Annotated in this window: 12 protein-coding genes and 1 riboswitch; of the genes, 1 reads left to right on the top strand and 11 read right to left on the bottom strand. The window is 73.5% G+C overall.

From position 1 onward, the window contains the following. Nucleotides 1–29: 29 nt before the first annotated feature. From C7M71_RS28665 to ribD, 10 genes are all read right to left on the bottom strand, one after another. A complete protein-coding gene (locus C7M71_RS28665; RefSeq protein WP_111492149.1) occupies nucleotides 30–1,079 on the bottom strand; it encodes a hemolysin family protein in 1,050 nt (349 codons plus the stop codon). Then, the gene (locus C7M71_RS28660) at nucleotides 1,076–2,422 is read right to left on the bottom strand and encodes a hemolysin family protein (protein ID WP_111492150.1); all 1,347 of its coding nucleotides are present in this window, start codon (nucleotides 2,420–2,422) and stop codon (nucleotides 1,076–1,078) included. The genes C7M71_RS28665 and C7M71_RS28660 overlap by 4 nt, the downstream gene beginning before the upstream one ends. 290 nt (nucleotides 2,423–2,712) lie before the next feature. Then, entirely contained in the window at nucleotides 2,713–3,195 is a 483-nt protein-coding gene (locus C7M71_RS28655; protein WP_111492152.1) for a PH domain-containing protein, read from the bottom strand. A gap of 82 nt (nucleotides 3,196–3,277) precedes the next feature. After that, nucleotides 3,278–4,123 carry an ATP phosphoribosyltransferase gene (hisG, locus tag C7M71_RS28650; RefSeq protein ID WP_111493086.1) on the bottom strand — a complete coding sequence of 282 codons (846 nt, stop codon included), beginning with the start codon at nucleotides 4,121–4,123 and terminating at the stop codon, nucleotides 3,278–3,280. A gap of 83 nt (nucleotides 4,124–4,206) precedes the next feature. After that, complete coding sequence (locus C7M71_RS28645) at nucleotides 4,207–4,479, bottom strand: phosphoribosyl-ATP diphosphatase (protein WP_111493085.1); 273 nt, start codon at nucleotides 4,477–4,479, stop codon at nucleotides 4,207–4,209. Nucleotides 4,480–4,558: 79 nt separating this feature from the next. Then, a complete protein-coding gene (ribH, locus tag C7M71_RS28640) occupies nucleotides 4,559–5,050 on the bottom strand; it encodes a 6,7-dimethyl-8-ribityllumazine synthase (RefSeq protein WP_111493084.1) in 492 nt (163 codons plus the stop codon). Between the two features lie 85 nt (nucleotides 5,051–5,135). Then, nucleotides 5,136–6,518, bottom strand: coding sequence for a bifunctional 3,4-dihydroxy-2-butanone-4-phosphate synthase/GTP cyclohydrolase II (locus C7M71_RS28635; protein ID WP_111493083.1), 1,383 nt, complete (start codon nucleotides 6,516–6,518; stop codon nucleotides 5,136–5,138). Beyond that, nucleotides 6,515–7,162 (bottom strand): nicotinamide mononucleotide transporter family protein, encoded by a 648-nt coding sequence (locus tag C7M71_RS28630; protein ID WP_111493082.1) that lies wholly within the window; start codon nucleotides 7,160–7,162, stop codon nucleotides 6,515–6,517. Before C7M71_RS28630 ends, C7M71_RS28635 begins: the two co-directional genes overlap by 4 nt. Next, the gene (locus C7M71_RS28625; RefSeq protein ID WP_111493081.1) at nucleotides 7,159–7,821 is read right to left on the bottom strand and encodes a riboflavin synthase; all 663 of its coding nucleotides are present in this window, start codon (nucleotides 7,819–7,821) and stop codon (nucleotides 7,159–7,161) included. The genes C7M71_RS28630 and C7M71_RS28625 overlap by 4 nt, the downstream gene beginning before the upstream one ends. A 3-nt stretch (nucleotides 7,822–7,824) precedes the next feature. Further along, on the bottom strand, nucleotides 7,825–9,021 hold the full coding sequence (gene ribD, locus C7M71_RS28620; protein WP_111493087.1) for a bifunctional diaminohydroxyphosphoribosylaminopyrimidine deaminase/5-amino-6-(5-phosphoribosylamino)uracil reductase RibD: 1,197 nt from the start codon (nucleotides 9,019–9,021) through the stop codon (nucleotides 7,825–7,827). A 173-nt stretch (nucleotides 9,022–9,194) separates the two neighbouring features. Then, a riboswitch (FMN riboswitch) is annotated at nucleotides 9,195–9,325 on the bottom strand. A gap of 176 nt (nucleotides 9,326–9,501) precedes the next feature. On the opposite strand from ribD, the gene C7M71_RS28615 reads away from it, so the two are divergent. After that, nucleotides 9,502–10,005 (top strand): MarR family winged helix-turn-helix transcriptional regulator, encoded by a 504-nt coding sequence (locus tag C7M71_RS28615; RefSeq protein WP_111493080.1) that lies wholly within the window; start codon nucleotides 9,502–9,504, stop codon nucleotides 10,003–10,005. A gap of 39 nt (nucleotides 10,006–10,044) precedes the next feature. Here C7M71_RS28615 and C7M71_RS28610 read toward each other — a convergent pair whose 3' ends face one another. Further along, nucleotides 10,045–12,597 (bottom strand): ATP-dependent Clp protease ATP-binding subunit, encoded by a 2,553-nt coding sequence (locus tag C7M71_RS28610; RefSeq protein WP_111493079.1) that lies wholly within the window; start codon nucleotides 12,595–12,597, stop codon nucleotides 10,045–10,047. Nucleotides 12,598–12,805: the final 208 nt, after the last annotated feature.

The following is a 12,805-nucleotide window of genomic DNA, read 5'->3' as shown; positions in this document are numbered from 1 at the left end:
GGGAGTGGGTCCCGGCCCGGGGCGGTGCGCTAGCTGAAGGCGGTGGAGGGCCGCCGGTGGTCGGGGTCGTGGACCTCGCCCACCAGCTCCTCCAGGACGTCCTCCAGGGTGACCAGGCCCAGGGTGCGGCCGTGCTGGTCGACCACGGCGGCCAGATGGGCGGCGGCGCGGCGCATCGCGCCGAGCGCGTCGTCCAGCGGGGTGCGGTCGCGTACCGCCGTCATCCGCCGCCACACCTGAGGGGGCACCGGCGCGCTGCGGTCGTCCAGGTCGAGGACGTCCTTGACGTGCAGATAGCCCAGGAAGGCGCCGTTCTCGTCGGCGACCGGGAACCGGGAGAAGCCGGTGGCCACGGCCAGTTCCTCTACCCGGTCGGGGGTGGCGGAGGCGTCCACGGTGACCAGCTTCTCCGGCCGCAGCAGCACCTCGGTGACCGGGCGCCGGCCCAGCTCCAGGGCGTCCTCCAGCCGCTCCTGGTCGCCGGGCGCCAGCAGCCCTGCCACCCGCGAGTCCTCCACCAGGTGGGCCAGCTGCTCGCTGGTGAAGACCGACTCCACCTCGTCCTTGGGCTCCACCCGGAACGCCCGCAGCACCAGGTTGGCGAAGGCGTTGAGGAAGCTGATGACCGGGGCGAGCAGCCGGGCCAGGGCGTCCAGCGGCGGGCCCAGCCAGAGCGCGGCCTTCTCCGGACCGGCCAGCGCGATGTTCTTGGGCACCATCTCGCCGACCACCATGTGCAGGAAGACCACCACGGCCAGCGCGATGACATACGAGACCAGGTGCGTCAGCCCGGCGGGGACACCGGCCGCATGGAACGGCCCGTGCAGCAGCCGGGCGATGGTCGGCTCGGCGAGGGCGCCCAGCAGCAGCGAGCAGACGGTGATGCCGAGCTGCGCGGCGGCCAGCATCGCGGAGACGTTCTCCAGGGCGTGCAGCACGGTCCGGGCGCGGCGGTTGCCGGCCTCGGCGAGCGGCTCGATCTGGCTGCGGCGTACGGAGATCACCGCGAACTCGGCGCCGACGAAGAAGCCGTTGCCGAGCAGCAGCAGTAGCGAGGCGAGGATCTGCAGGGCGGTCATCGGGCCTGCTCCTCGTCGTCGTGCGGGCCGCCGGGCAGGTGCCCGGTGCGCTCCAGCCGCACCCGGGAGGTGCGGCGGCGGTCGGTGTCCAGCACGGTCAGCCGCCAGCCGGGCAGCTCGGCGCTGTCGCCGGGTGCGGGGATCTTCCCCAGCAGGTCGGCGACCAGGCCGCCCAGGGTGTCGTAGGGGCCGTCCGGCGCATAGAGGCCGATGGACTCCAGCTGGTCGACGCGGCTGCGGCCGTCGGCGTCCCAGACCGGCAGCGAGCCGACCGGGGCCAGCGGCACCAGGTCGGGGACGTCGGCCGGGTCGTGCTCGTCCAGCACCTCGCCGACCATCTCCTCGATGATGTCCTCCAGGGTGACCACCCCGGCCGTGCCGCCGTACTCGTCGACCACCACGGCCATCGGCTGGCTGCGGCGCAGCAGCTCCAGCAGGCGCTGCGCGGGCAGCGTCTCGGGGACGAGCAGCGGGGGGACGGCGATGTCGGAGACCCTGGTGGTGGAGCGCTGGTCGGCGGGGACCGCCAGCGCATCCTTGAGGGTGACGGTGCCGGTGACCTCGTCCAGTGTGTCGGTGTAGACCGGGAAGCGGGAGAGGCCGGTGGCGCGGGTCAGGTTGAGCACATCGGTCGCGGTGGCGTCGCCCTGCAGGGAGGAGACGTCGACCCGGGGGGTCATCACGCTCTGCGCGGTGAGACCGGTGAGGCCGAGGGTGCGGACGAAGAGGTCTGCGGTGTCCTCCTCTATCACTCCGGCCTTGGCCGAGTGCTGGGCGAGGGCAACCAGTTCGGCGGGGGTGCGGGCGTGCGCCAGCTCCTCGGCGGGCTCCAGCCCGAGGGCGCGTACCGCGCGGTTGGCGGAGCCGTTGAGGAAGGTGATCAGCGGTCGGCAGACGGCGGAGAAGACCCGGTGGGGGCCGGTCACCGCCCTGGCCACCCGCAGGGGCTGGGAGATGGCCCAGTTCTTGGGCACCAGCTCGCCGATGACCATCTGGACGACGGTCGCCAGCACCATGCCCACGGCGACGGCCACGCCACCGGCGGCGGAGGCGGGGACGCCGAGGTCGGTGAAGACCGGGCGGAGCAGGACGGAGAGCGCCGGTTCGGCGAGCATTCCGACCACCAGGGAGGTGACGGTGATGCCGAGCTGGGCTCCGGAGAGTTCGAAGGAGAGCTTGCGCAGGGCCTTGGCGACACCGCCGGCCCGCCGGTCACCGGAGGCGGCGGCGCGTTCGACGGCGCCGCGCTCGACGGTGACCAGGGAGAACTCGGCGGCCACAAAGAGGCCGTTGGCGACGATGAGGGCGAATGCCGCGGCGAGCAGCAGCCAGGCGGTGGTCACCGTGCCGCCTCTCCGCTGGCTCCGGCCGGGACCGGGCGGTCCGGCGGCTGCGAGGGTGGGGCGGCGTTCGTACTACCGGACGGATCGTCCATCGAGGGGAGGTGTCACTCCTCTGGTCGGGGGTGGAGACGCGTGCCCCCTGGCGGGGGCGGTGCTCGGGGCGCCGGGACGCGTCCTGGTCTGCGGGGGGTTTGCCCCACCTTTACCAGCGTAGACGACGGCGCGGCGGCCGTGCGGGGCAGACCCGGGAGGACCGCCGGGGTGCGGGGTGGTCCCGGGCGGGCGCCGGCTCAGCTGTGGGCGGCGGTGCGCGCCTCGGCCAGGTCGCGCAGGGTCCGGGCCGCAGCCACGGCCTGGGCGCGGCCCGCGGCGGGCTGGATGCCGACGGTGGCGAGGCTGGTGCCGTCGGCCAGGTCGAGGATCGCCCAGGGGTCGCCCTGGCGGAGGTTGACCCGGACGATCTCGGCCCAGGCCAGGCGGCGGGTGCGGACGAAGTTGACCACGGTCACGCCGTCGCCGTCGGCGGTGACCCGGGGGCGGGAGAGCATCACCAGGGCCGCCGCGAAGAGCAGCCCCATGACGACCAGGGCGGCCCGGTCGTAGAAGTGCCAGTTCTCCGGCAGCGCGGTCGCCATGGCGGCGAACATCACCACCAGCAGGGCCGCGACCGGCAGCAGCACGGCGCGGGTGCGGGTCGCACGCCAGGTCACGGGCAGCTCCGGGAGACCGGGGGCGATGGTGCGGTCCTCGGCGGGGGGCGGCGTGACGGGCATGGCGGTGGACTCCACGGGGAGGGGCTGGGGCCGGGGCGGGTGGGCGGCTGCGTACCGCTCTCCCCCGCCCCGGGACGGGCGGTCAGAGGCGGCAGGCGTGGATGTTGGTGACCAGGATCGCACGGGCGCCGATGGCCCACAGGTCGTCCATGATCCGCTGGGCCTCCTTGCGGAGCACCATCGAGCGGACGGCCACCCAGCCCTCGCTGTGCAGCGGCGAGACGGTCGGGGACTCCAGGCCGGGGGTGAGGGCGACGGCGTCGACCACCCGCTCGGCGCGGATGTCGTAGTCCATCATCACGTAGCGGCGGGCGACCAGGACGCCCTGGAGGCGGCGCAGGAACTGCTCCACCCGGGGGTCGTCGGCGGCGCCCCTGGGGCGGACCACCACGGCGTCGGACTCCAGGATCGGCTCGCCGAAGACCTCCAGCCCCGCGTTGCGCAGCGTGGTGCCGGTCTCGACGACATCGGCGATCACATCGGCGACGCCCAGCTGGATGGCGGTCTCCACGGCGCCGTCGAGCCGGGTGACCGATGCCTCCACGCCGTGCTCGGCGAGGTGCCGCCGAACCAGGCCCGGGTAGGAGGTGGCGATCCGCAGGCCCTGCAGGCCGTCCACGTCCTTGGCGATGCCGACCGGGCCGGCGAAGCGGAAGGTGGAGGCGGCGAAGCCGAGCGCCAGCACCTCCTCCGCCTCGGCGCCGGAGTCCAGCAGCAGGTCGCGGCCGGTGACGCCGACGTCCAGTCGGCCGGAGCCGACATAGATGGCGATGTCGCGCGGGCGCAGGAAGAAGAACTCGACCTGGTTGTCGGAGTCGACCAGCACCAGTTCCTTGGAGTCCTTGCGCTGGCGGTAGCCGGCCTCATGGAGCATCTCCGCCGCAGGACCCGAGAGAGCACCCTTGTTGGGAACGGCGATGCGCAGCATGAGAGGTGAGTCCTTCGCTTGTTCGCTGATGCGTGGTTGCGGGAGTGGTTGCGCAGGGGGCGCCGTGCGCCCCCTGCGACGGGTCACAGGTGTGCGTATACATCCTCAAGGGTGAGGCCGCGGGCGACCATCATCACCTGGAGGTGGTAGAGCAGCTGGGAGATCTCCTCGGCCGTCCGCTCGTCCGACTCGTACTCGGCGGCCATCCAGACCTCGGCGGCCTCCTCGACCACCTTCTTGCCGATGGCATGGACGCCCTGCTGGACGAGCTGCGCGGTACGGGAGGCTCCGGGGTCGCCGGTAGCGGCCTTCTGCTGGAGCTCGGCAAAGAGCTCCTCGAATGTCTTCAGCGCCATGATGAGCACACCTTACGGCCTGCGGGCGAAACGCAGGCGAACGGACCGCAGCGTGGACACCTCGTGTCAGCGCCGGGGCTCAGCGCCAGGGCTCCGAGACGGCCCGCAGCGCGGCGGCGGTGGCGAGGGCGGCGGTGACCGCCTCATGGCCCTTGTCCTCGCTGGACCCGGGCAGTCCGGCGCGGTCCAGCGCCTGCTCCTCGGTGTCGCAGGTGAGTACGCCGAAGCCGACCGGGACGCCGGTGGTGACCGACACCTGGGTGAGGCCCAGGGTGGCCGCCTGGCAGACGTAGTCGAAGTGCGGGGTCCCGCCACGGATCACCACGCCCAGGGCGACGACCGCGTCATAGCCGCGGTCGGCGAGCTGCTTGGCCGCGACCGGCAGCTCGAAGGTGCCGGGCACCCGCAGCACGGTCGGCTCGTCGATGCCGAGCTCGCGCAGGGCGCGCAGGGCACCGTCGCGCAGACCCTGCATGACCTGCTCGTGCCACTGGGCCGAGACCACCGCGACCCGCAGGTCACGGCAGTTCTTGGCGGTCAGCGTCAGCTCGGGGGCTCCCTTGCCGCTCACGGGCTTCCTTTCGATGGGGCACGGCCTCCTGGCCGTGCCGTCGGGAACTGGGTGGAGTGGGGTGTGCAGTGGGGGCGGGGCGGGTTCAGGCCGCGCCGCCGCCGGTGCGGGGCTCGACCACGGGGGCCACCAGCGAGGCGGCGGCCTCGGCTCCGTCCAGCCAGGGCAGGTCGTGGCCCATCCGGTCCCGCTTGGTGAGCAGGTAGCGCAGATTGTGCTCGCCCGCCTGGACCGGCAGCGGCTCGCGGCCGACCACCGTGAGGCCGTGGTCGGCCAGCGCGGAGAGCTTTGCCGGGTTGTTGGTGAGCAGCCGCAGCGAGACCACGCCCAGGTCGTCCAGCATCTGGGCGGCGGTGCCGTACTCACGGGCGTCCGCAGGCAGCCCCAGGTCCAGGTTGGCGTCGACGGTGTCCCGGCCGGACTCCTGGAGCTGGTACGCGCGCAGCTTGTGGACCAGGCCGATGCCCCGGCCCTCATGGCCGCGCAGATAGAGGACCACCCCGCGCCCGGCGGCGGCGACCTGTTCCAGCGAGGCGTGCAACTGCGGGCCGCAGTCGCAGCGCTGCGAACCGAAGATGTCACCGGTGAGGCATTCGGAGTGCACCCGGACCAGGACGTCCTTGCCGTCCGGGAGCCGGCCGTCGGCGGCCAGGCCCCCGGCGACCAGGGCGATGTGCTCGGTGCCGTCCAGCGTGCCCCGGTAGCCGATCGCGGTGAAGTCGCCGTTCCGGGTCGGCAGGCTGGTCACCGCGGCGCGCTCCACCTGGCGCTCGGTGCGGCGCAGATAGGCGACCAGGGCCTCGATGGAGATGATCGACAGACCGTGGCGGCGGGCGAACGGCACCAGGTCGGGCAGCCGCGCCATGCTCCCGTCGTCGTTGACGACCTCGGCGATGGCCCCGGCGGGCGGCAGCCCGGCGAGCCGGGCCAGGTCGACGGCGGCCTCGGTGTGGCCGGGGCGGACCAGTACGCCGCCCTCCACCGCCCGCAGCGGGAAGACATGGCCGGGCCGGGTCAGGTCGCCGGCCGTGGTCGAGGCGTCGGCCAGCAGTCTGACGGTGCGGGCGCGGTCGGCTGCGGAGATACCGGTGGAGACCCCGTCCCGGGCGTCCACCGAGACGGCGTACGCGGTGCCCTTGCGGTCCTCGTTGACCCGGGTCATCGGCGGCAGCCGGAGGCGGTCCAACTCGGCGCCGGTCATGGGCGCGCAGATGACGCCGGAGGTGTACCGGACGGTGAAGGCCATCAGCTCGGGCGTGGCGGCGGAGGCGGCGAAGACCAGGTCGCCTTCGTTCTCCCGGTCCTCGTCGTCCACCACGACCACGGCGCGGCCGGCCGCGATGTCGGCGATGGCACGCTCGACCGGGTCCAGGGTGAGGTCCTCGGACCCGGCAGACCCGACGGAGTCGCCGGGCCGGGCGGGGGTCGCGAGGTCGGCGAGGTCGGCGAGCTCATGCAGGGCGGTCATGCGGCCGCTCCTTCCAGTGCGGTCTGCGGCAGCGGCCGAGGGATGCGGGTGCGCAGCCACCAGGCGCGCAGGCCGAGGATGACGAGGACGAAGTAGATGCCGTAGACCAGCCCGGAGAAGGCCAGTCCACTGCTGAAGGCGAGCGGCACACCCACCAGGTCGACGGCGAGCCAGGCGAACCAGAACTCCACCCAGCCACGCGCCTGGGCGACCATGGCGGTGAGCGTGCCGACGAAGATGTAGGCGTCCGGCCAGGGGTTCCAGGAGAGCGACGGCACGGCGGTGAAGAGCCCACCGACCGCCAGCGTCCCCAGCGCGGTGCCCGCCACCAGCAGGCCGCGCTCGCGCCAGGTGGCGAAGCGGACCTGGAGTTCGCCGGTGTCGCGGCGGCCGCGCTGCCACTGGGTCCAGCCCCAGACGGCGACGGCGACCACCAGCAGTTGCTTGCCGACGCCGCCGCTCAGCTGGGCCGACCAGTAGGCGGAGACCAGCACCACGCCGGAGAGCAGCTGCACCGGCCAGACGGCCATGGCCCGCCGCCAGCCCAGGGCGAGGGCGGCCAGGCCCAGCAGGTTGCCGATCATGTCGGACCAGATGACGGTCTGCCCGAAGGCGGTGAAGGCGGCGCCGTTCAGCCAGGTCATCGCGGTTCCCCGGGGACGGTGGCGGCACCGGGGCGGGCCCCGAGCAGCCGCTCGACGTACTTGGCGAGCACATCCACCTCCAGGTTCACCGGCTCGCCGGGCTGCTTGCGGCCGAGCGTGGTGAGGGCGAGGGTGGCCGGGATGAGGCTGACCGTGAAGAAGTCCGGGCCCGCCTCGACCACGGTGAGGCTCACGCCGTCGACGGTGATGGAGCCCTTGTCGACCAGGTAGCGGGCGATGTCGGCGGGGAGCGAGAAGCGCAGCACGTCCCACTGCGGCCGCCCGTCGGCGCCGGGCTCACCCGGACTCCGGGAGAGCAGCGTCGCGGTGGCGTCGACATGGCCCTGCACCAGATGGCCGCCGAGGCGGTCGCCGAGCGCCATGGCCCGCTCCAGGTTGACCCGCGAGCCGGGGACCAGCGCGCCCAGACTGGACCGGTTCAGCGTCTCGGCCATCACATCGGCGGAGAACTCGCCGCTGCCGGCGGCCAGTTGGTCGGCGGTGTCCACGACGGTGAGGCAGACGCCGTTGACGGCGATCGAGTCGCCGTGGCGTACGCCCTCGGTGACGAGGGGGCCGCGCAGGCGCAGGCGGGACGAGTCCCCGAGGTCCTCGACGGAGACGACCTCGCCAAGCTCTTCGACGATTCCGGTGAACACGTGTCAGCTCTCCTCGGTGACAGGCGCGGTGAGTGGGCGGGGCTCGGGCTGGGCGGGCTGAGTGGGCTGGGCGGGCACGGGGGGCGTGGCCGTGGCAGACCCGTTGAGTGGGTGCGGCTCGGGCTGGGGGTAGGCGGTGAGGCGCACGTCGGGTCCGATGCGGGCGATGTCGTGGACGTCGAGTCGGAACGCCTCGCCGATCGTGCCGATTCCCGCATCCCGCAGAGCGGTTGGGCCCGCACCCAGCAGCGCCGGCGCCAGGTAGCCGATGACCTTGTCGACCAGTCCGGCGGCCCAGAAGGCCCCGGCCAGGGTGGGCCCGCCCTCCAGCAGCACCGAGCGCACACCCCGGGCGTGCAGTTCCGCGAGCAGCGCATGCGGGTCCAGGCCGCGCCCCCCGCCGGAGGCGCGCGGCACCACGGCTATCGCCGCGCGTCCGGCCCGGACGGCGGCGGTCAGGTGGGCGGTGTCCGCACCGGGCGCCACCGCGATCAGCGTCGGCGCGGCGCCGTCCAGTACCCGGGCGGCAGCGGGGGTGGCGGCGGTGCTGTCGGCGACCACCCGCAGCGGCTGCCGTACGGTGCCGCCCGCGCCGTGGCGTACGGCGAGGTGCGGGTCGTCGGCGCGCAGGGTGCCGGAACCGACCAGCACGGCGTCGGCCTCGGCCCGCAGCCGGTGGACCTCGGCGCGGGCCTCGGGGCCGGTGATCCAGCGGCTGGTGCCATCGGCGGCGGCGGTGCGGCCGTCGAGCGTGGCGGCGTACTTCCAGAGCACAAAGGGGCGGCCCAGCCGGGTGGCGGTGAGCCAGACCTCATTGCCGCGTGCGGCCTCCTCGGCCAGCAGTCCGCCCCGGACGTCGATTCCGGCCGCGCGGAGCGCGGCACCGCCGCCACCGGCCTGGTCGGTGGGGTCGGCCACGGCGTAGACCACCCTGGCGACACCGGCGTCGATCAGCGCCTGGGCGCAGGGGCCGGTGCGGCCGGTGTGGTTGCAGGGTTCCAGGGTGACGACGGCGGTGCCGCCACGGGCCCGGTCGCCGGCCGCACGCAGGGCATGCACCTCGGCATGCGGCCCACCGGCCTGCTGGTGGTACCCCTCCCCCGCGACCTCGCCATCCGCCCCGAGGACGACACAGCCGACGACGGGGTTGGGGCTGGTACGGCCGAGGCCGAGCGCGGCAAGCGCGACGGCGCGACGCATCGCATCGGCGATGCGGCTTTCCGTCCGGGGGGCCACCGGAGTCCTCCTCGCGCTAGGGCGCGGGCTCCGGGGCGTGGGGAGAGGACGCGGACGTGCTGCCATGCCGGGCGCGACCGGGAGGGGCATCCCCTGGCGGGGACGCACCGACGGCGCGGGTACCGGCCGGACGTCCGCCGCGCACTGCCTCCCATCCGGACTTTCACCGTCGGTCCAGGAATTTCACCTGGTCAACCGGCCGCTGGCTGCGGACGGGTCGCGGACTGTAACCGCCGGTTCGGAATTACACCGACCCCGGAGTGCGCAAACGTCACTGGTACAGGAGGGATTCTGCCACGATCCGAGGGCATCCGGGGAGGGTCTGCCGCTGTGGGCTGCCTCACGCGGGCGCGCACCGCGCCTCCGCCGCGCCGAGGTCCGGCCCGCCCCAGTAGCATCATCGCCGAGCGTGCCTCGGCGGTTCGCGGAGAGGGGACAGCGCACGTGGAGGACGCCGTCGCGGTGGTGCTGCGCCAGTGGGAGTCCCTCTTCCCCGGCCTCGATCTGGCACCCGTCGCGGTGATCGGACGGCTCAACCGCTGTGCGGCGCTGCTCCAGCAGGTCGCCGACGCCCCGCTGGGCCGCGCCGGTCTCAGCCGCGCCGAGTACGAGATCCTGATCGCGCTGCGGCGCGTGGGCGGCGAGCTGACGCCGGGTCGGCTGGCCCGCGAGACCTTCGCCTCGGGTGCCGCCGTCACCAAGCGGGTCAAGCAGTTGGAGGAACTCGGCCTGGTGGCGCGGCGCACCGACGCCCGCGACCGCCGGGTCGCCCATCTCTCGCTGACCCGCCGGGGGCTGGAGCTGGTGGACCGTCTGCTGCCTGCCCAGATCGGCTATGAGAACGCGCTGCTTGAGGGCCTGCCGGAGGAGCGTCGGCAGGAACTCGCCGAGCTGCTGGGCGAGTTCCTGGTACTGCTGGAAGGGCGTCTGGGCGGCCTTCCCTGCTGACCGGCGGGCCCAGGCGGGCCCAGGCGGGTCCAAGCGGCACTAGCGGCCGGTGGTGAAGGTGAGGCTGTCACCCTCCACGTCCGCCCGGACGTGGTCGCCGGCCGAGAGTTTGCCGTCCAGCAGCAGCCGGGAGAGCCGGTTGTCGACCTCGCGCTGGATGGTGCGGCGTAGCGGCCGGGCGCCGTACTCCGGCTGGTGGCCCCGGCGGGCCAGCCAGTCGACGGCCGCCGGGGTGAAGTCGATGGTGACGTCCTGGGCCCGCAGCCGGCGCCGGGTCTCCTCCAGCAGCAGGTCGGTGATCTGCCGCAGTTGCTCGTCGGCGAGCCGCCGGAAGATGACGATCTCGTCGATGCGGTTGAGGAACTCCGGCCGGAAGTGGTCACGCAGCGGGCGCAGGATGCGTTCGCGCCGGGCCTCCTCGTCCGCCTCGGCCTCGGTGCTGCCGAAGCCGAGCACCGAACCCCGGCCGCCGACCGCCTCGGAGCCGAGGTTGCTGGTCATCACGATGACCGTGTTCTTGAAGTCCACCGTGCGGCCCTGGGCGTCGGTGAGCCGCCCGTCGTCGAGGACCTGGAGCAGCACATGGAAGACGTCGGGGTGGGCCTTCTCCACCTCGTCCAGCAGCAGCAGCGCGTACGGGTGGCGGCGGACCGCCTCGGTGAGCTGCCCGGCCTCCTCGTGGCCGACATAGCCGGGCGGCGCCCCGACCAGCCGACTGACGGTGTGCTTCTCCTGGAACTCGCTCATGTCCAGCCGGACCATCCGCTCCTCGCTGCCGAAGAGCACCTCGGCCAGGGCGCGGGCCAGCTCCGTCTTGCCGACACCGGTCGGGCCGAGGAAGAGGAAGCTGCCGATGGGCCGGTCCGGGTCGGCCAGCCCGGCCCGGGAGCGCAGCACCGCCTCGGAGACGGCGGTGACCGCCTCGTCCTGGCCGATGACCCGCTCGTGCAGGTGCGCCTCCAGGTTGAGCAGCCGGTCCTTCTCCTCCTGGGTGAGGGTGCTGACGGGGATTCCGGTCTGCCGGGAGACCAGGTCGGCGATGTCCTCGGAGGTGACCTTGGAGACCCGGTCGTGGGCCTGGCTCTCGCTGGGCCGGTTCCGTACGTCCTCGATGCGGCGGGAGAGTTCGGTGATGCGGTCGCGCAGCTGGGTGGCGCGCTCGTACTGCTCGGCGGCGACGGCCTGGTCCTTGTCCCGGGTGAGCTGCTCGGCCTCCCGCTCCAGGGCCCGTACGTCGGTGGCCTTGGTGCAGGAGCGCAGCCGCACCCGGGCGCCCGCCTGGTCCATCAGGTCGATGGCCTTGTCGGGGAGGAAGCGCTCGGTGAGGTAGCGGTCGGAGAGTTCGACTGCGGCCAGCAGCGCTTCGTCGGTGTACCGGACCTGGTGGTGGGCCTCGTAGCGGTCGCGCAGGCCGCGCAGGATCTGGAGGGCGTCCTCGGGGGTCGGCTCGGGGACCAGAACCGGTTGGAAGCGGCGGGCGAGGGCCGCGTCCTTCTCGATGTAGCGGCGGTACTCCTCCAGCGTGGTGGCGCCGATGACATGGAGTTCGCCGCGGGCAAGGGCGGGCTTGAGCATATTGCCGGCGTCCATGCCGCCGCCCTCGGCGCCGCTGCCAGCGCCGACCACGGTGTGCAGCTCGTCGATGAAGACCACCAGCTCCTCGGAGTGGCTGCGGATCTCGTCGATGATGCCGGTCAGGCGCTCCTCGAAGTCACCCCGGAAGCGGGTGCCGGCGACCACGGCGGGGATGTCCAGCTGGACGACGCGCCGCCCCAGCAGGGTGGCGGGGACCTCGCCGTCGGCGATCCGCTGGGCAAGGCCCTCCACGATGGCGGTCTTGCCGACACCGGCGTCGCCGATCAGCACGGGGTTGTTCTTGCCGCGCCGGGAGAGCACCTCCACGGTCTGCTCGATCTCCTCGTCGCGGCCGATCACCGGGTCTATCCGGTCCTCCCGGGCCAGGTCGGTGAGGTCGCGGCCGAACTTGTCCAGGTTGGGGGTGCCGTGCTGGGGCGGAGGGCGGTGCTCGGCCCCGGGCGCCGCCGGGCGCGGCTGGGCCGGGGGTACGGCGTTGGGGTCGAAGTGGGCGGCGCTGAGGATGTGGCCGGCGGCGGAGTCGCTGTTGGAGGCCAGCGCGGCCAGGACGTGCTCGGGGCCGATGTAGGAGGCGCCGGTGGAGCGGGCCAGGTCATGGGCGTCCAGCAGGGCGCGTTTGACTGCCGGGGTGACGGCCAGCGAGTTGAGCTGGGGGCGCTCGGTGGACTGCGGCAGGGTGTCGCCCGCCTGCTGGTCGATCTGGGCGGCCAGCGCGTCGGGGTCGGCGCCGGCCTGGGCTACCAGGTTGCGGGTCGGCTCGACGGCGAGGGCGGCGCGCAGCAGGTGCTCGGTGTCCAGGTCGGTGCTGCCGTGCTCGGCCGCATAGGCGGCGGCGCCCGCCACCAGGTTGCGGGTCGGCTCGCTCATCAGCCGGCCGATGTCGATGCGCCGCGGGCCGGGCTGGGGGGTGCCGGGCCCGCCGCCGAAGAATTGTGCGAGGAACTCTCCGAACGGGTCCGGACCGAAGCCCTCCGGACCCATGAACCCGCTGCTCATAGCCGTCCGATCCGGCATCCCGGCGAACCGGGACACGCTGTGCTGGTAGGCGTCTTCGTTCCAGGGCGCGGGTGCCCGACACGGGCTCGATTACACCTGCGGTGGACCCTTGGCCCGAAACTACCCGATATGCCTGTATTGTGCCGCCTTCGGGGTGACAGCGAGCGGCCGGGGGGCCGGGGGGACCGGGGTGCAGGGTGCCCGAAAG

Source organism: Peterkaempfera bronchialis (genome assembly GCF_003258605.2).
Classification (GTDB): domain Bacteria; phylum Actinomycetota; class Actinomycetes; order Streptomycetales; family Streptomycetaceae; genus Peterkaempfera; species Peterkaempfera bronchialis.
This window is presented reverse-complemented; position numbering and strand designations above follow the sequence as displayed.